Source organism: Roseinatronobacter bogoriensis DSM 18756 (assembly GCF_004366635.1).
Lineage (GTDB): Bacteria > Pseudomonadota > Alphaproteobacteria > Rhodobacterales > Rhodobacteraceae > Roseinatronobacter > Roseinatronobacter bogoriensis.
In genome coordinates this window covers 303,222-323,491 of sequence record NZ_SORN01000004.1, presented here as the reverse complement: position 1 = coordinate 323,491, position 20,270 = coordinate 303,222, and the positions used below count along the sequence as shown (strand labels likewise).

Sequence of the window (20,270 nt, the reverse complement as noted above, 5' to 3'; positions counted from 1 at the left end):
ATGTGTTCACGGGTCTGGGGCATGGGGCCGTCAGCCGCGTTCACAACCAGAATCGCGCCGTCCATCTGCGCGGCACCGGTGATCATGTTCTTCACATAGTCCGCGTGGCCGGGGCAATCGACATGCGCGTAGTGGCGCGCATCGGTTTCATATTCCACATGCGCGGTCGAGATCGTGATCCCGCGCGCTTTCTCTTCAGGGGCACCGTCAATCTGGTCATAGGCGCGGAAATCACCGAAATACTTCGTGATCGCAGCCGTCAGTGTCGTCTTGCCGTGGTCAACGTGACCAATCGTCCCGATGTTCACATGCGGTTTATTACGTTCAAACTTTTGCTTTGCCATGGTTTCGGCACCCTTTGTTGCTGGGCCGCTTTGCGGCGCCCGAAAAGACACGCGGGCCACTTACGCAGCTTGGGCAGGAAAATCAAGCGCGGTTTGCCCTCTATCGCCCGCTTCATGCTATTTTCTGTTGGTCCGGAACAGCCAGCTGCTTCACAGCTAACTCGCTGAACCGCTTGGGGCATCCGGATTGATTGTCGCGCGCGCGCCCTCGGCGTCGATTCCCGGATCTTCCATATCCGCGCTTTCGGGTCTGGGCGGGAACCAGTCAGGGTTCGAGGCCAGCCAGTTTTCGATCGACAGGACCACATTCTCGGCCAGATTCTGCATCTGCCTTTCGCGTGTCTGGGTATTGCCCGAGCCGACGATTGTCTCGCCAGAAATGGCCTCGCCCACAATGATCCTGTGGGGGCGCGCATTGAGCTTGCGGCCCGCCGCATCATCCCACAGGTCCACCGTGACCCCAAGCGCGGATCTGGGCGACAGCACAAGCGGAATGCCTGGTGGCGCGATCATATAGGCCTGAACATTGACACCGATATGATAAAGCTTGTCACCATCATAGCGGCCCAATCTGCGCCGCATCTCCGAGACGATGGCGTCTTCCCATTCCTCTGCCTCTGCCGGACGTGATCCGGGCAGGGGCGTGGCGTCATCTGCGACGACAATGGCGTGGCTGAGGAAGAAATCCCCAAGCTCTGCGCGTTCATCCTGAAGCTGTGCGCCGCTGGCACAGGCCGACACCGCAAGCGCGGCCAGAAGCGCCAGCACGGGGCGCGGAACAGACACTGCAACCATCTGCATCCTCCGAGTTAATCCAAGGCCTTGCTATCTGATCCTGCCATGAGAGGCAAATCACACAAACCGGGCGCAGGTTTCAGGTGAATCTGTTATCGCGCGGAAAACCGCGCGGGGCCATACGGCCTGCACTGGCGCGCTTGCCACGCCATTCCGCCAGTTCGGCTTCTGTCCGCGTGCGCCCTGCCGGGTCTTTCCACGACAGCCCCTCGGACAAGGTAATCGTGCGCAGATCGGACAGGCCGCCATCCTTGTAGGATTGCAGCCTGACCCCCTTGCCGCGCCCCATTTCGGGCAATTCGGCCAAGGCAAAAACCAGCAGTTTGCGATTCTCGCCCACCACGGCGAGATGGTCCCCCTCGACCCGGCGGCAGACATGCGCGCGCACCCCTTCCTTGAGGTTCAGCACCTGTTTGCCGCTCCGAGTCTGGGCGATCACCTCATCAGAAGCGACAATGAACCCGTCCCCGCTGGACGATGCCACAATCAGCTTCAGGTCGGGCTTATGGGTAAAGATATCGACAATCTCAGCCTCATTGGGCAAATCGATCATCAGGCGCACAGGCTCTCCCATCCCGCGCCCGCCGGGTAGATTGACCCCCATCAGCGTGTAGAAGCGCCCGTTTGAGCCAAAGATCACGATCTTGTCTGTGGTTTCGGCATGGAAGGCAAAGCGCCCTTCATCGCCATCCTTGAACTTGAACGCCTGATCAAGGGCGACATGGCCTTTCATCGCGCGAATCCAGCCCATTTTCGAGCATAGCACGGTGATCGGTTCACGTTCGATCATGGCCTCCAGCGGCACATCCTCGACCTCGCCCGCCTCGGCAAAGTCGGTGCGGCGGCGGCCCAGATCGGTGGCCTTGCCGAATTTGGCCTGCACATCGCGCAATTCGGTTCCGATTCGTTTCCACTGCAATCTGTCGGAATCCAGCAGGTCTTCCAGTTCGGCGCGTTCTTTCAACAACGCGTCGCGCTCGCGCTTCAGCTCCAGCTCTTCCAGACGCCGCAAGCTGCGCAGGCGCATATTCAGGATCGCTTCGGCCTGCACCTCTGACAATTCGCCCTCACCCGGTGCGGGCGGCACATAATCGGCCTCAGACGTGGCGCGGGCGAAATCCTGCCCCCACGTCTCGCGCATCAGCGCGGCGCGCGGTGCCTCGTCATAGCGGATAATGTCGATCACGCGGTCAAGGTTCAGAAAGGCTATGATAAAGCCTTCCAACACTTCCAGCCGATGGTCGATCTTGTCCAGCCGGTGCTGGCTGCGCCGTGTCAGAACTTCGCGCCGGTGGTCAAGAAAGGCACGCAGGACTTCGCGCAACCCGCATACGCGCGGGGTCACCCCGTCAATCAGGACATTCATGTTCAGACTGAACCGCGTTTCCAGATCGGAATTCTTGAACAGCATCCCCATCATCAATTCAGGGTCAACGCTGCGGCTTTTGGGTTCAAGCACGATTCGCACATCATCCGCCGATTCGTCGCGGATATCTGCCAGAAGCGGCACCTTGCGGGTCTGGATCACCTCGGCCAGTTTCTCGATCAGGCGGGATTTCGGCACCTGAAAGGGAATTTCCGTGACGATCACCTGCCACTGGCCGCGGCCCAGATCCTCGACCTGCCAGCGTGCACGCAGCCGGAATGATCCGCGTCCGGTCTTGTAGGCGTTCAGAATCGACTCGCGTGGCTCCACAACCACGCCACCAGTCGGGAAATCGGGTCCGGGGATCAGCTTCACCAGATCTTCGTCAGGCAAATTGGGGGTTGCGATAAGCGCCAGACAACCCTCGATCAGTTCATCCAGATTATGGGGCGGGATATTGGTCGCCATGCCAACTGCAATGCCGCTTGCCCCATTGGCCAGAAGGTTGGGAAAGGCGGCGGGCAGCACGACGGGTTCTTCAAGTGTGCCATCGTAATTGGGCCGGAAATCGACCGCATTCTCGGACAGCCCTTCCAGCAGCGCTTCGGCGGCAGCGGTCATGCGCGCCTCGGTATAACGCGCGGCGGCGGGGTTATCGCCGTCGATATTGCCGAAATTGCCCTGCCCGTCGACCAGCGGGTAGCGGACGTTGAAATCCTGTGCAAGACGCGCCATCGCATCATAGATCGCGGCATCACCATGCGGGTGATAATTACCCATCACATCGCCGGTAATCTTGGCCGATTTACGAAAGCCCCCGGTTGATGACAGCTTCAATTCGCGCATTGCAAACAGAATGCGGCGATGCACCGGCTTCAAGCCGTCACGCGCATCGGGCAGCGCGCGGTGCATGATCGTCGAGAGTGCATATTGCAGGTAGCGTGACCCCAGCGCGCGGCGCAGAGGTTCGGCCACTGGGGCGGTCAGATCGGGAAGCGCGTCATCATCTTGTGCCATACCCTGCAATAGCCCCAAGAAGCGCCCCGCGTCCAGCCCCTCAACACGGCAAATTTACGCTGCCCGAAAACTTGGCGCTTGAAGGCGTCAGGCTGTCGCGCCTAGGCTGCAGCGTGTCATCCTAAATTCGGAAGGTCTGCCCATGCGTGTTGTGTCTGTCGCCGTTTTACTGGGGGCGGTCGCCCTGCCCGCGTTTGCAGATCAGCCCCCCGAGATCAGGGCCGTCACCCTGTCGCGCGCGGGTGTCGCCATGATCGAAGCGCAAGGCGCGCTGGGTCCACAGCCGCTGACCCTGTCGATCCGCCGCGCCGACATAGACGATTTTCTGAAATCCCTGCGCCTGTCTGACCCCTCCGGCGCTGTCCCGATGCTGTCGATGACCGGGCCGGGCGGGGTTGATGATGTCTTTGCCGCGCTGCCCTTTGACCCCGAAGCGCTTGGCAATCTGCGTGCCTTGCTGGATACCATGATCGGCGCGCCCATCACGGCAGAGCGGCGCGGGATCACGGTGTCGGGGGAATTGATGGGTACGCGCCCCCTGCCCTGTGCCGATGACGCGCAATCTGGCTGCGTTGCGGTGGCGGTGCTTGGCGATAATGGCGCGATCAGACAAGTGCCGCTGGATGACGGCACAGAACTGACATTCGGGGATGCCAGCGACCGCGACGCCATCGCGCGCGGATTGGCCGCCCTGCGGCAGGCCGGGCGCGCGTTGATGCTGGATGTGTCACTGACCAGCACCGAAACCGACCAGCGCGAGATCGGCCTTGGATGGCTGCAACCCGCGCCAGTCTGGAAAACCGCATGGCGCGCTGAAGATAGCGCTGACGGGCTGATTCTGACGGGCTGGGCAGTGATTGAAAACACAACCGGGCAGGATTGGGACGAGGTCGAGCTGACCCTTGCCACAGGTGCCGTTCAGGCCCTCCAGGCGCAGCTTTACGACCGGCTGGACGCCGGGCGCAAACTGGCAAAACCGATGATGGAAGACGCCCTGATGGCAAGCGCGCCACTGTCACGCAGCATGGCCTTCGAATCCGCGATGGATATTGCCCCGGTCAGCATGGATGATGGCGACAGCTTTTCGCGCTACACGCTGTCCACCCCAGTGACCTTGCAGGCGGGCGATGTGATCTCACTGCCATTTTTGCGCGAAACGCTACAGGATGCGCGGCTGACGCTGTATCGCGGCGGAACGGGCGCTGTGCATCCGTCCCTTGCAATCTCATTTGAAAACCCCCTGCCCTTGCGCCTGCCCGCCGGAATTGTGACCCTGTATGAAGACGGGCGCGGCCATGCGGGCGATGCGACCCTGCCAGAGCTTGCGCCGGGCGCAGAGGCAGAAATCGAATTTGCCCGCGACACGGCGATGCAGGTTGATGAATCGCTCTCAGAGACGCGCAGCCTGCAATCGGCGCGAATGGTTGATGGGGTGTTTGTAGCTGAAGAACGGCTTGAACGGCGCACAAGCTACCGCATAGAAGGTGCACCAGATGCAGAGCGGGTGCTGACACTCAGTCACCCGTTGCGGCAGGGCTGGGACATTCAAAACGCGGGCGCCGAGCGCGGGTTTGACGATACAAGGTTTCGCGTCGAGGTTCCGGCTGGCGAGGTTGTAACGCAAGAGGTGGTCGAACAACGCGTCACCAGCACCCGTATTGCCCTGCTGGAACTGGATCAGGAGGCGCTTGGCTTCTGGTCCGCGCGTGTGCCTGATGCCGAATTAAGCGCGATGCTGAACCAGTTTCGGGATTTGCGCGCAGAACAAGCGGTTTTGCGCCGCGAGGCGGCGCGCCAGCGCGAGATCGAGGCAGAGCTTATCGCAGATCAGGACCGGCTGGCGGGTTTGATCGTGCAATTGGGCGATGATAGCCCCGCAACTCGGGAACGGCGCGCACGGGTCGATGCGATAGACGCGGAAATTGCGCAGGCGCGCCGTGCGCGCGATGATGCCGAGGCGCGCCAGACAGAGATCGAACAGGCATTGCGCGATTTGCTGCGCCAGTCGTGACAGAACCAAAAGCGGAAGCTGCGGGTCGGACACGCAGCTTCTTCTGATTGATCTGGCTCAGCCTTTGGTGTCGCTGCGCGCCTCAAGTGCGGCAAGCCGCGCCTTCAGCGCTTCATTTTCCTCGCGCGCCTTCTGCGCCATTGCGCGCACTGCGTCAAATTCTTCGCGCGTGACAAAGTCGCGATCTGCAAGCCAACGATCCATCAGGCTTTTCATGGCAGTCTCTGCCTCTGTGCGCGCGCCTTGGGCAACGCCCATGGCATTGGTCATCAGTTGAGAGACATCATCCAGTAAACGGTTGCGGGTCTGCATCGGGCACCTCGGTATATGGTTTCACTTCACATATGTGACCTTGTCGCGGGAAACTCAAGGTTGACTTCCACCGCCAGCCCGCGCCAGACAGTCGCAACCACATCCAGCCGCAGGCGCACATGACCCCTTTTGCCATTGTTTTCCCCGATCTAAGCCCTGAAATCTTTTCGATCCCGATCGGAAATTTCAACTTCGCGCTGCGCTGGTATGCGCTGGCCTATATCACTGGCTTTCTTGCGGGCTGGTGGATCATTCAACGCCTGATGCAGCGCCCAAATCTGTGGCCTGCCAACACGGCCCCGATGGAAGCCGCCAAGGTTGAGGGCCTGTTGACCTATGTCATCATTGGCGTGATTCTTGGCGGGCGGCTGGGATTCGTGCTGTTCTACCAGCCGGGATATTATCTGGCCAATCCGGGCGAGATTCTGCGCGTCTGGGAAGGGGGCATGTCCTTTCATGGCGGATTTGCCGGGGTTATCGTCGCAGGGTTGATCTTTTGCCAGCGCCATGTCGTGCCCCCCTTGCAGATTGCCGATGCAATGGCGCTAGTCGCGCCAATCGGGATCGGCCTTGGGCGGGTGTCGAATTTCATAAATGCCGAACTTTGGGGGCGACCTACGCTACAGCCCTGGGGGGTCATCTTTCCCGGCGCGAATGCCCAGAACTGCCCCTGGGACTGGCCCGTTGACTATTGCGCGCGTCACCCGACGCAACTGTATGAAGCCGCGCTTGAAGGGCTTGTCCTGTTTGTTCTGCTGGCCTTTCTTGTCTGGCGGCGTGGCTGGCTGAAGCGGCCAGGCCTGATTACCGGGGTTTTCGTTGCTGGTTATGGTCTGGCCCGCTTCACGGTAGAGATATGGCGTCAGGCCGATGCGCAATTCATCACGCCTGACAACCCGATGGGCCATGTCATCAGCCTTGGGCCGCTGGGCCTGTCCATGGGTCAACTTTTATCCTTGCCGATGATCGCCATCGGAATTGGCCTGCTGCTGTGGCGCAGGCGCGCATGACAGCGCTAAAAGACATTCTCATGCGCCAGATCAGGGCGCAGGGGCCAATATCCATTGCGGAATACATGACGCAATGCCTGCTGCACCCAAGGCATGGCTACTACACCACGCGCGACCCTTTTGGTGCGCGTGGCGATTTCACCACCGCGCCAGAGATCAGCCAGATGTTTGGCGAGATGCTGGGCCTACTGGTTGCGCAAGTCTGGCTGGATCAGGGGCGGCCCGCGCCGTTCACACTGGCAGAACTGGGACCGGGGCGCGGAACATTGATGGCTGACATCTTGCGTGCAACAGAGCAGGTGGAAGGCTTTCACCAAGCCTTGCGCCTGCATCTGGTCGAGGCAAGCCCGGTCCTGCGTGACATCCAGACCACCCGATTGCGCGCATATGAACCGCAATTTCATGACACCGCGGACACGCTTCCCGAACACCCCCTGTTCGTGATCGCAAACGAGTTTTTCGACGCGCTGCCCATCCGGCAATTCCTGCGCACTGAAACAGGCTGGGCCGAACGCATGGTGGGCTGTGACGGGGCCGATCTGTGCTTTGGGCTGTCGCCCGAAACACACCCCGCCCAACTGGCCCACCGGCTGGACAACACTCAACCGGGGCATATGGTCGAGATTTGTCCCGCCATTGCGCCCATAATCGCGGCCCTGCGTGCCCGCATTCTGGCGCATGGTGGTCTGGCACTGATCATCGACTATGGCGACTGGCGCAGCCGGGGAGACACGCTGCAAGCCTTACGCGGCCAAAGCTATGATGACCCCCTCGCCCATCCCGGCGAATCCGATCTGAGCGCGCATGTCGATTTCGAGGCATTGGCGCTTACAGCCGCCCCGCTTGAAGCCACAAACATGACCCCGCAAGGCGTGCTGCTGGAGCGCATTGGGATCACGGCGCGCGCCAAGGCTTTGGCCAATCGACTGACCGGGGATGCGCTAGAGGCGCATGTTGCAGCACATCGACGCTTGACGCATCCACAAGAAATGGGTCACCTGTTCAAGAGTTTGGCGCTTTACCCCCCAACCGCGCCCGCACCACCCGGGTTTGACGCATGACACTAGAGATCCTGACCGCAGACAGCCTGACCCCGTTCAGACACGGGTTTTTTACCCGGCGCGGCGGGGCATCGTCCGGCATATTCGCAGGGTTGAATTGCGGGCCCGGATCAACGGACCAGAGCGACAGTGTCCGGCTGAACCGCGCGCGTGTGGCGGAGGCGATGGGCATCGAAACCGAGGCACTGGTGACTGTGCATCAGACACATTCGGCAGATGTGGTTACCCTGAACGGCACGTTGCCACAGACGCAACCGAAACCCGAAGCTGATGCGATGGTAACAGCGACACCCGGGCTTGGACTGGGGATTCTGACCGCTGATTGCCAGCCCGTCTTGTTTGCGGACCCTGTCGGGCGTGTGATCGGGGCCGCACATGCAGGCTGGCGCGGTGCCTTGTCTGGCATCTTGGAAAACACCATTAACGCCATGGTCGCATTGGGGGCCGACAGATCAAGAATAAACGCGGTCATAGGCCCCTGCATCAGCCAGGAAGCTTATGAGGTGGGCGAAGAGTTTCTTGAAAACTTTCTGTCCGAAGATTCTGATTTCATGCGTTTTTTCGTAAATGGGGTTGGTGGTAAATACCAGTTTGATCTGGTCGGATTTGGACTGGCGCGATTGCGCGATGCCGGCGTGGCAGATGCGACATGGATCGGCCATTGCACTTATGGCGACCCTGCGCGGTTCTATTCCTATCGTCGCTCCGTTCATGACGCTCAGGCAGATTATGGGCGCCTGATTTCAGTAATCCGTCTCTGAGTTCCGGCTTCGAGAGCCCTGCAAACTCCGCTATCTGGCCCAAATCTGGCCCGATTTTCAGGCGAATATGATCCTAAGACTTGAATGACACGGATTTCTTTCGGAAGGACACACCCTGATGCCACATCTGTCAAAATACCGCTGGATCAACACGCTTGTCGCCGAAAGCGCGTCTGAGATCCCCATGCTGCCTTGGGAACGCGGCACAAAACATGCACGCAGAATGGCAAGCAGACAGACAGAGAAGGCAAGCGTTTTAGCTTAAACACACCACTTAAGCTATTGTTATTATTATTTACTTATATACTGATAAACTGAAAACGGGCGCTCATTCTGAGCGCCCGTTTTAAAGGTTTTGGAGCGAATTAAGCCGCTTTCTGAGGATCGGAGGGTGTCGCCTCAACCAGCTTATCCCCAGAACGGACAATCTCGATCTGGCGTGGTTTCAACGCTTCGGGCAATTCGCGCAGCAAATCTATATGCAGCATGCCATCGCGATGCACTGCCCCACGGACACGAACATGATCGGCCAGATGGAAACGGCGCTCAAAGGCGCGTGTGGCAATACCGCGATGCAGGTACTCACGATCTTCCTGATCATCTGTAGAACGGCCTGAGATGACCAGTGCGTTTTCCTTGACCTCCACAATCAGGTCATCTGCGGAAAAGCCAGCGACAGCGATCGAGATTCGATAGGCGTTCTCGTCGGTTTTCTCAATGTTATAAGGGGGATAGCTGGGCGCTTGCAGGTCAGTTGCAAGGGCGCGATCCAGCAGGTCGGCCATGCGATCAAAGCCGATGGTTGCACGGTAAAGCGGTGTAGGATCAAATCGACGCATAAGCATCCTCCATTCAGAAGCGATACAAGTCACGCACCCTCCAGCCTGGACGGGTGCAGTTTTCCGTCAAAGGGCCCAGGTCGTGGCACCCGATGACGGAGTGGAGTTGGGAAGTCTCTTATCTGATTTCAAGAGCTTCGCAGCGCGAAAACACGACATGAAAAGCAGCTTTCAATCATTTGATAAGATTGCTTTACGGGCGCATGAACCGCGCACCGCCGCCACCGCTCATCACGCGAGGTTCCTGGCTACCGGCAGTTGGCGGCTGGATGAAGCGCCGGTCGCGGGCAGCCAGCGCGCTGCGCAGCGAGTCAAGACGCGGCCCGAGTGAGACCCCAAGCGATACATCTGAAAGCTGGCCTGCAACATGCGCGCTGCCCTTTGCAGAGACGACTGACACAATATGTGGGCGCCCATGCGACATGGCGAAAACCGGCGCGCCGGATGACCCGAAATCGACCGAGCATGACATCAATAACACACCACTGCCATCGCGATCCAGAACGCGGCACCGTTCTTGCAAGGCAGGGGCCTGCAATCTATCGCGCCCATAGGACACCACGCCAACCTGATCCCCCTGCCGTGGTTCTGAAAACACCTCGAACGGAATAACGCCACGGTTCCGTATCGGGTGCAGCAATTCCAGCAGCGCCAGATCATGCGAGACATTGTTCATACTCGCCCCCCCCAACGGGGCGTATTGCGGGTGCACGACCGAGCGTAAAACCCGACCTTCTGCCGCCGCACGACCATTGCGAAAACCGGCCCGGAACAAGATCTGATCATCCGCCAAGCGCGCGCCGCTGTCGCGGTCAAACAGGCAATGCGCCGCTGTCAGCACCAGCCTGTCGGTGATCAACGCACCAGTGCAAAACCCGGTGCTTCCAATATCAATGCGCCCCACCGCTTCCCAGCCTTGCGCCTGAAAGCTGGTGTCCAGCATCTGAAGGGGCTTGTCTTGCGCAGCACTGGCACCTGCACAGAGAATTGCAGCACCCATTGCCAGGATAACACGCCAGATCATGCCACACTCCGAAACACTCAAGGTAGGTCTAGCGTTGGACTATGGCAGCAACATGGCGTGTCAGGCAAGCGTGCATTCAGCGCAAGACAGGAACCTCAGCCCCGCCATCCACGCGCAGGCCCCTTGGCATCGGACCGCCTGTGGCCCAATCCAGCAATTCGACCGTATGGACCACCGGCAGTTTCGTGCCACTGCCGATCTGCATCATGCAGCCGATATTGCCCGCAGCAATCACATCGGGCGTTTTGGCCTCTAGCGTCTGAACCTTGCGCGCTTTTAATTGCCCGGAAATTTCAGGCTGCATCAGGTTATACGTCCCGGCAGAGCCGCAGCACAAATGGCTATCTTTCGGCTCCACCACCTCAAACCCCGCGCGGCGCAGCAGATCTTTTGGGTAAGTCTTGATCTGTTGTCCATGCTGAAGCGAACAGGCCGCATGATAGGCCACTTTCAGCCCCTTCCTGTCACCCTGTGGCAGCCCGAGTTTGATCAGCACTTCCGAAACATCCATCGCTATGGCGGCGACGGATTCCGCCTCCTTCGCCAAGGGGTCATTGCGGAACATATGGCCGTAATCCTTGACCGTTGTGCCGCAACCGCTGGTGTTGATGACTATGGCATCAAGCCCCGCGCCCTGCATTTCCCGGTTCCATGCGCGAATATTCTGCGCTGCACTTGCGTGGCTGTCGCTGGATTTGCCCATGTGATGGGTCAGCGCCCCGCAACAGCCCTGCCCTTCAACAATAACCACCTCTGCACCAAGGCGGCGCAACAGCCGGATGGTGGCGTCATTGATGTCGGTGTTCAGCGCCCGCTGTGCACAGCCCGTCATCAGTGCGACCCGCATCCGCTTCTCGCCCTCGGGCGCAAAAACCTGCGGGTCATCATTGCGGCTGACCGGCGGAATGCGTTTGGGAACCATGTCCAGCATGGCACGCAGCCGCGCATCGGGCATCAATCTCGCAAAGGGCCGCACGATCTTGCCCCCCAGCAGCGCCAGCCGGAACCGCGTGGGGTAAGGTAGTATCCGCGCCAGCACCCAGCGTAGGGCCCGGTCGGACAAGGGCCGCTTATAGGTCCGCTCGATATAGTCGCGCGCATGGTCGAGAAGATGCATGTAATGTACCCCTGAAGGACAGGTGGTCATACAGGCAAGGCAGGACAGACACCGGTCGATATGCTTGACCGTCTTCTCATCTGCGGGCCGTCCCTTCTCCAGCATATCCTTGATCAGGTATATCCGGCCCCGCGGGCTGTCCAACTCATCACCAAGAATGGCATAGGTCGGACAGGTGGCCGTGCAGAACCCGCAATGCACACATGTGCGCAGCACTTCGTTGGACCGCTGTGTGGCCGGGTCTTTCAATTGTTCGGGTGTAAAACTGGTTTGCATGATCGGTTATCCCATCAATCCGGGGTTCAGCACACCGCGCGGGTCGAATTTTGCGCGCAATCCACGCGCCAGCGCCGCGATCGCATCCGCTTCAGGCTGAAACACCGGCAGCGCCGCACGAGTCGCCTCGCTGCCACGGATCAACGTGGCATGGCCAGCAAACGAGCCCAGCCGGCGGCGCAGGTCTGTGCCCTCCGGCACCAACGCCCAGATCAGGCCCCCGCCCCAATCCATGACCACAGGACAATTGGCGCGCGCAACCAATTCGGGCGCATCCGACGGCTTGACCGAAACGCGCCAGACATCCCCGGGCTTTGCGGCAAAATCCGCCACATCGCGCAAGCCCCTCCATTGTGCCGCGCTTTTGTCGCCTTCTAGTAACTCCCAATCACCGCCCAGCACCTCGCGCAAGGCCTGACTGCGATACCCCACCTGCCTAGCAAAGCCCTCCAGGCGCAAATAGACACGCCCATCTAATGCGCGTGCAGCACCGTTCACCTCATACGGAGTCGCCAAGGCACGCGACATCAAATCAACTGCCTCCTGCGGCGTCACCTGATCGCTCACCAAACTTGCCTGCGTCTCGGGGATCGGCAGCAGCTTGAAGGAACATTCCGTCAAAACCCCCAAGGTGCCCCAGCTTCCCGCCATCAGCTTTACCAGATCATAGCCGGTGACATTCTTCATCACTCGGCCGCCATTCTTGATGATCGTGCCGGACCCATCCACGAACCGCACCCCGATCAGGCTGTCGCGGCACCCACCTGCCTGCACACGGCGTGGACCAGAGGCATTCGCCGCCACCATCCCTCCGACAGTCGGCACACCCTCGCGTGCCAACAAGCCCTGCATATCCATCGGCTCAAAGGCCAGACGCTGGCCCTCGGCGGCAGTTGCCCGCTCAACCTCCGCAAGGGGCGTGCCAGCCTGCGCCACCAAAGTCAGCGCGCCGGGCTCATAGAGGGTTATTCCGCTCAATCCGGACATCAGCACAGGCTCGCCCACCACAGGCCGCCCAATCGCTCTTGTGCCCCCACCGCATATCCGCAGCGGCCCGGAAGCATCGCGCACCAAATCTGACAGCTCTTGCTCACTTGCAGGCCGCATCAGCACTGCCTCCCTGTCTTGTGCCCTGAACGGGCATTTTCTTGCCAAAAATACTCTGGGGGTGAATGGGCGCGCACGCGCCCAGAGGGGGCAACGCCCCCTATGCCGCCCGCCGGGTTGCGCTTGCGGTCAACGGGAAAACCTTTGCCGGGTTCAGCAGCCATTTGGGGTCGAACACGTCCTTGACGCGCATTTGTGCATCCAGATCCTCGGGGGCAAACTGCACATCCATCAAATCGCGTTTTTCGATCCCGACACCATGCTCGCCAGTCAGACAGCCACCCGCCTCGACACAAAGTTTCAGGATCTCTGCGCCAAATTCTTCGCACAGTTCCAGATCACCAGGCTTGTTGGCGTCAAACAGGATCAGCGGGTGCATATTGCCGTCGCCTGCGTGAAAGACATTCGCCACATCCAGACCGAATTCCTTCGACATCTCGCCAATGCGACGCAGCACATATGGCAGGCTGGACACAGGGATTGTTCCATCCAGGCACATATAGTCATTGATCTGCCCCATCGCCCCAAACGCGGATTTGCGCCCTAGCCAGATCTTTTTGCTTTCCTCATCGGACTGGCTTTCGCGCAGCTCGACGGGGTTATGGCGGCGGGCAATGTTCTTGATGACATCAAGCTGATCGTCAATTTCGGCGTCCGAGCCTTCTACCTCGACGATCAGAAGCGCCTCGCAATCGGGATAGCCCGCTTTTGCAAAATCCTCGCACGCGCGGATGCAAGGGCGGTCCATGAATTCGATCGCAACCGGCAGGACGCCCGCCTTGATGATATCGGAAACACAGGTGCCTGCGACTTCATTGCTGTCAAAGCCCATCAAGACCGGTCGTGCGCCTTCGGGTTTGGGCAGAATGCGCAAGGTCGCCTCTGTCACCACACCCAATTGCCCTTCTGACCCGCAGATCACGCCCAACAGGTCATAGCCCGCCGCATCAAGAAACGCCCCCCCAACCTCGAGCACCGTGCCATCCATCTGGACAATCGTCACGCCCAAGAGGTTGTTGGTTGTGACGCCGTATTTCAGGCAATGTGCCCCGCCCGAATTCATCGCAATATTTCCGGCAATTGCGCAGGCCAGTTGGCTGGACGGGTCCGGAGCGTAGAAGAAACCATCACTCTCGACCTCGCCAGTCACGGACAGGTTGGTCATTCCGGTCTGAACGCGAACATAGCGATCGGGGTAATTCACCTCCAGCATATCGCGCATGCGTGCGACGCCTAGAATAATGGAATCCGCCGTCGGCAAAGCGCCGCCTGCAAGCGAGGTGCCGGAGCCGCGCGGCACGACTGGCACATCCTCTTGGTGACAGATGCGCAGAATATCCGAAACCTCTTGCGTGCTGGTCGGCAAGGTCACGGCAAGCGGCAGGCAGCGATAGGCTGTCAATGCATCGCAGTCATACGCGCGGCACTCGGCCTCGTCTGTGATCAGCGCCTCGGCCGATAACACCTGTGCCAGCCGCACAAGCACGCGGTCACGCTTGGACATGACAGATGCGTTGGGTATCGGCATTTCCATGATCAGACCCTCCCGTCGTGATTGGTAAAATATTATTACCAATTCCATCGAAAAGGCAAGGAAAACTTCAGAAGCTCAGCGCGCGTAGCGCAAGGCTGCCGGCAATTGCGCACATGATCTGCCCGATAACGATTTCCAGCACGACTTAAGCACGCGGGCGCGCCAGAACCGCTGCCAGCAGCCGCGCACCATAGCAAAGGGACGCAAAGAACACGAAAGAGGCCAGAACGGCCCCTGCCCCGAAGCCCCATTGATATGTCGCATATTGCATCGACTGCGCGCCAAAAACCGCGACCGTATCCAGATAGACATGTGGATTAAGCTATGTGAAGGCAAGCCAGATCGCCACGACGCGCCGCATTGGGACCGGGTCCGAAGCCATGGGAACAAGTGCTACCCCGCCCTTGAACGCGGCACGAAAGCGCAAGGCTCCATAAACCAGCAGAAACGCAACCCCGCCCCAAAGCATCACGCTCTGAAATCCGGGAAGCGTGGATGTCAGGAATTGCGCACCTGCCACCCCAAGCGCCACCAAAAGCGCATCAGAGGTGGCGCAGATCCGCACCAACACACCCACATGCTCTCGCCGCAAGCCTTGACTCAAGACAAAGGTGTTTTGCGCCCCGATGGCCGCAATCAGCCCCAAACGGAGAGGAAACCAGCAACACTACTGCAAAACATGGTTGCGCCTATCCGATTGAATCCATGACGCTCTCCGGCATCCATTGCACAGTGTAAACTGACCGGCGGGCGACGGCCCATCATGTCAGCGCCGCAGCCAAAGGCATACCATGGCAATGCCGCCCGCAGGGGGGTCAATCCCCCCAAGGGCGGCACTCCCTGTTTCTATTCCGCGGCGATCGGTTCCCGGTCCACCAGCGCCACGATGTCCATCATGATCGTGTTGAGCTGGAAATCTTTCGGGGTATAGACCTGTGCCACGCCCATCGCGCGCAGCCTGACTGCATCGTCATCGGGGATAATCCCGCCGACGATAACCGGCACATCGCCCAGCCCTTCGGCCTGCATGAGGTGCATCAGTTCTTCCATCAGCGGCATGTGGCTTCCCGACAGGATCGACAGGCCGACCACATGCGCCTGTTCCTCGCGCACTGCGTTGACGATCTCGGACGGGGTCAGGCGAATGCCCTCGTAATGGATATCCATTCCACAATCGCGCGCACGGGCAGCGATCTGCTCCGCCCCATTGGAATGGCCATCCAGACCCGGCTTGCCAACAACGAATTTAAGCCTGCGGCCCAGCTTGGCACTCAGCGTATCAACGGCCTCGCGCACAGGCTCCAGACCCTCTGTACGGTTGGACGGTGCGCGGCTTACGCCCGTGGGTGCGCGATACTGGCCAAAGGCCGTCCGCACGGTTTCACCCCATTCGCCTGTCGTTGCCCCGGCCTTTGCTGCCGCAATCGAGGCGGGCATGACATTGCTCCCAAGTCGCGCCGCTTCGCGCAGATCCGCGAGCGCGGCCTTGACGGCAGCCTCATCACGCGCAGCGCGCCAGGCTTGCAGACGCGCAATCTGGTCAGCCTCGGCCTGTGGGTCGGCCATCATGATGGCCCCATCGCCCGTGGTTAGCGGAGAGGGTTCGGTCGTCGTGAACTTGTTCACCCCGACAACCACAGTCTCGCCGGACTCGATACCGGTTATGCGTTCGGCATTCGCCTCGACCAGACGCGACTTCATATATTCGATCGACTTGACCGCGCCGCCCATCTCGTCAATGCGGGCCAGCTCTTCGCGCGCGCCTTCCATCAACTCGGCAACCTTGCGCTCGATCGCCGGGTTGTTGTCGAACAGGTCATCAAACTCCAGCAGGTCGGTTTCATAGGCCAGAACCTGTTGCAGACGCAGCGACCATTGCTGGTCCCAAGGGCGCGGCAGGCCCAGCGCCTCGTTCCAGGCGGGCAGTTGCAATGCGCGACAGCGCGCTTTCTTCGACAGGGTTACTGCCAAAGCCTCTATCAGAATACGATAGACATTGTTTTCCGGCTGCTGTTCGGTCAGGCCCAGCGAGTTGACCTGCACACCGTAACGAAAACGGCGGTATTTGGGGTCGTCAATTCCATAGCGATCACGGCAGATTTCATCCCACAAATCGACAAAAGCGCGCATCTTGCAAAGCTCGGTCACAAAGCGGATGCCTGCATTCACGAAAAAGGATATCCGCCCCACCATCTGCGGGAAATGTTCGGTCGGGACTTTGGTTTTCAGGTCATCCAGCACAGCGCAGGCCGTTGCCAGCGCAAAGGCGAGTTCCTGCTCTGGTGTCGCGCCCGCTTCCTGCAAATGGTAGGAACACACATTCATCGGGTTCCATTTGGGCAGATATTCGCGGGTATAGGCCGCGACATCGGTAATCATGCGCAAGCTGGGTTCGGGCGGACAGATATAGGTGCCGCGCGACAGGTATTCCTTGATCAGATCATTCTGCACGGTGCCGTTCAGCTTCGAGACATCCGCGCCCTGTTCTTCAGCGACGGCGATATAAAGCGCCAGCAACCACGGTGCTGTGGCGTTGATCGTCATCGAGGTGTTCATCTGTTCCAGCGGGATCTGGTCGAACAGCATCCGCATATCGCCCAGATGCGCGACGGGCACACCCACTTTGCCAACCTCGCCGCGCGCCAGTTTGTGATCGCTGTCATACCCGGTTTGTGTCGGCAGATCGAACGCCACGGAAAGACCAGTCTGCCCCTTGGACAGATTGTTGCGATAAAGCGCGTTCGATGCCTTAGCGGTAGAATGACCAGCATAGGTGCGAAACAGCCAGGGTTTGTCTCTCATAGGCGTGGCGTCGGACATTCTCAGCTCCTGTGACATCGTTAATCGCGTGAGGGCAAGGTAATTTTGTTACCGTTTTGGATGCTTTAGGCGCAAGATAATGTCAAGGCGAAATCGCTGCAATGCGGCAATGGCGCCTGTTCGATGCGAAAGCGCGCGCGTGCGTGCGGCGATATGAAACGCCCCCGCTTTCAGCCCAGCGCAGACTTGCGCGCCTTGATGATGGCGGCGGCCTGATCCTGAAGATGTGACAGATGCAGTGCGGGAAACTGGTCCAGCAGGTATTCGTCGCTATTGGCTGGCTTCAGCCAGGGCTCGATCATGGGATCATACATTGCGAAAACCCAGCCCAAGACATCCTTATCACGAAACTGGCGGTATTTCTCCTGCACCCAGACCTGCGCCAGATTGACCCCGAGGTCGGCAAAGAAACTGTGCAAGGCATCAATATTGTAAAAACTCTTCATTGCCCAGTGCAGGCGCGCGCCCCCGCGATTGGTCAGATGCAGCGCGCCCCCGAAACAGGGCACATAAGTCAGATCCGAGCATCTGGGTTCCATCTGTCCACGTGCCATATTGCTTTGACGTCGGCGCCTGAGGATGGAAATGCTCTGATCTACACGCCCCAGCAACTGGCGGCCATGTATCGCAGAGCCTTCGGAGAAGACCAGATGCTTTGAACGCGCATAAAGCCTCATCTGCTCTCGCAACAACAAAGCCTCTGGCTGGATGATCCTGACCCCTAGCTCGCGCAGACATGAAACCAGATACCGTTCTGCCGCATGGGCCCCCATCTTGTGATCCAACCCTGCGCGGGTGACAAAGGCCACACCACCCGGGCTGCGTTGCCGCAGATTGGGGGCGATGCGCTGTTCAAGCAGGTCAAGGTATTCTGTCGGGGTCCTCGGCCCATCCAGATGCTCGCCTTGGGCCGCGACATGAACCTGCCGGAAGAGCGTGGGCTTTTCCACAAAGTGAATCTGGCTTTGGGGAATGCGCAACCAATCCATGACAGACTTGAACATCTGCGAGGGCCCATTGGAGGTATCGCCCCGCATGCGCGTGAAGATCAGCGGCAAATCTCCATATTCGGCAAGGGCCTGCGGCAAGCGCGGGACAGTTTCCGCTGTCAGATGTCCGAAATGATTTTCATAGACCGAAGCAAATACAACCGGTTTTTCGACGATCTCAGCAGTGGTCTCATCTATCTTTGGGGCTTTGCACACAAGTTGACCCCGCCGCCGCAACCGCGCATGAACCTGTGTGTCAAAATCTGGCCATGCAGCGCCCGGCACCTGCCGGTTTGCTGCCTTATCCATCAATACATTTTCGAAGGTCATGAGGGGTGGCAGGCGATCCTGCTCATCTATGGCATGCGCTGCCTTCCCGTCTTTCGTCATGCTTGTCATGTCAACTCAACCAAACTTCAATCACACAGCGCGTCACGCAGCTATAGCGCGCTTATACACAAATATCTGCTTTGAACCCAATGTCGAAAACCAGTTTCGATTATCTGGCAGAATGCCAGTATTCAGCACGCCAGACGGACCGACGTCAGCCTTAGCCCCAATTACGGTAAGTTAAAGTTACCACTTTGATAAAGATGCAAGCAAGCCCGTTCAGGTCGCCTGGGTCAACCTTGCGATTGGCGCTTAATTGCGGGCTGTGACGGAGCTTCATGCTACATAACGGGTAGCGTCCAGCTCTGCTTCCCGCTTAATTAGGCGCGCCAGTTCATTGATCTCGGCATAGCCCGGCAGGGCCTTGGTCAGGCTGCGCGAGGCAAGTAACCTCTGCATGTCCAACTGCCACTTGGACAGATTCATGCCTAGATAGGCCGCCCGGCCACGCAACGCGGCGCGTTCGCGCCTTCGGATCGCGTGCCAGCGTTGCGCTTTATCAATGAAACGATGCGCCAGGGAATAGGCATGCCCGCGGCAGATCACCGCATAGATGAAATAGAAGGTTGTATTGACCCCCTCGATAAATGCTTCCCGTTCTGCCTCGGGCTGCGAAGGTGCGAGTGCGTCAAGTTTGCGGATCATTTCAGCGGCAGCATCCACGACCTCGACCTCAAGCCTTTCGACAAGGTCACTCAAACAATCAGTCGCGACAGAGGGATAGTGGCGCTGCAAATTTTCCTCCAGAATAGTCAGATGTGTTGCACACATCTGCTGGATGCGCGTCATGCTGACACTTCCGGAGTGAATTCGATATGCCAGATGTGGCGCTGGCAATTCGGACATTTCTGTCGAAAGGGCAAGTCGGCGGAACAGATCGAAATCCTCGGCATAGGGATAACGCGCATCATAGTGAAGCTCCGCCGAGCCAAGCCTTGAGCGTCGGAACATGACGGTCGGGTGACGCAGTGAGGTGCAAAAACGCCCCAATATCCCCCGCGCGCCGGGGGCTGTAAGAATCGGCCGTGAAGCGGGTGACAGGCGCGTCTCGTTGAAAAGCCTGTCGAAGTTCGTTCCCAACAGGCCAATATCCGGGCTGGCTTCAAAAGCGTCAAGCTGTGCCGCGAACCGCGTTGGATAGGCGATATCGTCTGCGTCCATCCGCGCGATTATATCGGTGTCTGCCAGCGCCAGCCCTTGGTTAAGTGTTTCAATCAGGCCACGGTTTTCGCGCGAGATAGCTGTGATGCGGGAATCCAGTGCCGACGCCGCCTCGAGGATGCGCGCAGACCCGTCGGTCGAGCCATCGTCAATGGCAATGATGCGGAAATCACCATGTGTTTGCTTCAACAGGCTGGCAATGGACAGGCCAAGATGCGGGCCAGCGTTATAAATCGGCAAAATAACCGAGATTTTTGTCATTTGATCCTCAGCATCTCTAAGCACAAGGCGTGTTCAATATGATCGGGCGAGCCCGGTCCAAGACCTTAACGAAGC

18 protein-coding genes are annotated in these 20,270 nt (G+C 59.2%); 4 read left to right on the top strand and 14 right to left on the bottom strand.

The features are described 5' to 3' along the window. The 3 genes from EV660_RS11705 to EV660_RS11695 form a co-directional block, all read right to left on the bottom strand. Positions 1-344: GTP-binding protein (locus EV660_RS11705; protein WP_184409749.1), on the bottom strand; the 344-nt coding region annotated here is incomplete at its 3' end. 156 nt (positions 345-500) lie between these two features. Next, positions 501-1,139, bottom strand: coding sequence for a hypothetical protein (locus tag EV660_RS11700; RefSeq protein ID WP_134013927.1), 639 nt, complete (start codon positions 1,137-1,139; stop codon positions 501-503). 79 nt (positions 1,140-1,218) lie between these two features. After that, positions 1,219-3,522, bottom strand: a complete 2,304-nt coding sequence (locus tag EV660_RS11695) for a DNA topoisomerase IV subunit A (protein ID WP_071480610.1) — start codon at positions 3,520-3,522, stop codon at positions 1,219-1,221. Positions 3,523-3,664: 142 nt separating this feature from the next. Between EV660_RS11695 and EV660_RS11690 the strand changes: the two genes are divergently transcribed. Next, positions 3,665-5,533 (top strand): hypothetical protein, encoded by a 1,869-nt coding sequence (locus EV660_RS11690; protein ID WP_071480609.1) that lies wholly within the window; start codon positions 3,665-3,667, stop codon positions 5,531-5,533. Positions 5,534-5,590: 57 nt separating this feature from the next. Here EV660_RS11690 and EV660_RS11685 read toward each other — a convergent pair whose 3' ends face one another. Further along, the gene (locus EV660_RS11685; protein WP_071480608.1) at positions 5,591-5,845 is read right to left on the bottom strand and encodes an accessory factor UbiK family protein; all 255 of its coding nucleotides are present in this window, start codon (positions 5,843-5,845) and stop codon (positions 5,591-5,593) included. Positions 5,846-5,964: 119 nt separating this feature from the next. Here EV660_RS11685 and lgt point away from each other — a divergent pair, with 119 nt between their 5' ends. Genes lgt through pgeF form a run of 3 tightly spaced genes read left to right on the top strand, consistent with a single transcriptional unit; the run spans position 5,965 to position 8,677 of the window. Beyond that, positions 5,965-6,855: a prolipoprotein diacylglyceryl transferase gene (gene lgt / locus EV660_RS11680; RefSeq protein WP_071480607.1), complete on the top strand. Its 891-nt coding sequence runs from the start codon at positions 5,965-5,967 to the stop codon at positions 6,853-6,855. Beyond that, on the top strand, positions 6,852-7,916 hold the full coding sequence (locus EV660_RS11675) for a class I SAM-dependent methyltransferase (RefSeq protein ID WP_071482084.1): 1,065 nt from the start codon (positions 6,852-6,854) through the stop codon (positions 7,914-7,916). The genes lgt and EV660_RS11675 overlap by 4 nt, the downstream gene beginning before the upstream one ends. Beyond that, positions 7,913-8,677, top strand: a complete 765-nt coding sequence (gene pgeF, locus EV660_RS11670) for a peptidoglycan editing factor PgeF (RefSeq protein WP_071480606.1) — start codon at positions 7,913-7,915, stop codon at positions 8,675-8,677. The genes EV660_RS11675 and pgeF overlap by 4 nt, the downstream gene beginning before the upstream one ends. Before the next feature lie 365 nt (positions 8,678-9,042). On the opposite strand, the gene EV660_RS11665 is transcribed toward pgeF, so the two are convergent. From EV660_RS11665 to EV660_RS11625, 10 genes are all read right to left on the bottom strand, one after another. Beyond that, positions 9,043-9,516: an Hsp20 family protein gene (locus EV660_RS11665; protein ID WP_071482083.1), complete on the bottom strand. Its 474-nt coding sequence runs from the start codon at positions 9,514-9,516 to the stop codon at positions 9,043-9,045. A 193-nt stretch (positions 9,517-9,709) separates the two neighbouring features. Next, positions 9,710-10,540, bottom strand: coding sequence for a trypsin-like serine peptidase (locus tag EV660_RS11660; protein WP_100319150.1), 831 nt, complete (start codon positions 10,538-10,540; stop codon positions 9,710-9,712). 76 nt (positions 10,541-10,616) lie between these two features. After that, positions 10,617-11,933, bottom strand: coding sequence for a glycolate oxidase subunit GlcF (glcF, locus tag EV660_RS11655; RefSeq protein WP_071480605.1), 1,317 nt, complete (start codon positions 11,931-11,933; stop codon positions 10,617-10,619). A gap of 6 nt (positions 11,934-11,939) precedes the next feature. Continuing rightward, positions 11,940-13,040, bottom strand: a complete 1,101-nt coding sequence (locus tag EV660_RS11650; RefSeq protein ID WP_071480604.1) for an FAD-binding protein — start codon at positions 13,038-13,040, stop codon at positions 11,940-11,942. A gap of 100 nt (positions 13,041-13,140) precedes the next feature. Then, positions 13,141-14,574 (bottom strand): FAD-linked oxidase C-terminal domain-containing protein, encoded by a 1,434-nt coding sequence (locus EV660_RS11645; protein WP_071480603.1) that lies wholly within the window; start codon positions 14,572-14,574, stop codon positions 13,141-13,143. 145 nt (positions 14,575-14,719) lie between these two features. Continuing rightward, the gene (locus tag EV660_RS19060; RefSeq protein WP_331250870.1) at positions 14,720-14,845 is read right to left on the bottom strand and encodes a hypothetical protein; all 126 of its coding nucleotides are present in this window, start codon (positions 14,843-14,845) and stop codon (positions 14,720-14,722) included. Between the two features lie 51 nt (positions 14,846-14,896). Continuing rightward, positions 14,897-15,178 carry a LysE/ArgO family amino acid transporter gene (locus tag EV660_RS19055; RefSeq protein ID WP_331250869.1) on the bottom strand — a complete coding sequence of 94 codons (282 nt, stop codon included), beginning with the start codon at positions 15,176-15,178 and terminating at the stop codon, positions 14,897-14,899. 242 nt (positions 15,179-15,420) lie between these two features. Then, entirely contained in the window at positions 15,421-17,376 is a 1,956-nt protein-coding gene (locus tag EV660_RS11635; protein WP_100319149.1) for a protein meaA, read from the bottom strand. A 188-nt stretch (positions 17,377-17,564) separates the two neighbouring features. Beyond that, positions 17,565-18,713, bottom strand: coding sequence for a glycosyltransferase 61 family protein (locus EV660_RS11630; protein WP_168800673.1), 1,149 nt, complete (start codon positions 18,711-18,713; stop codon positions 17,565-17,567). A 336-nt stretch (positions 18,714-19,049) separates the two neighbouring features. After that, the gene (locus tag EV660_RS11625) at positions 19,050-20,195 is read right to left on the bottom strand and encodes a glycosyltransferase family 2 protein (protein WP_071480600.1); all 1,146 of its coding nucleotides are present in this window, start codon (positions 20,193-20,195) and stop codon (positions 19,050-19,052) included. Between the last annotated feature and the right edge of the window lie 75 nt (positions 20,196-20,270).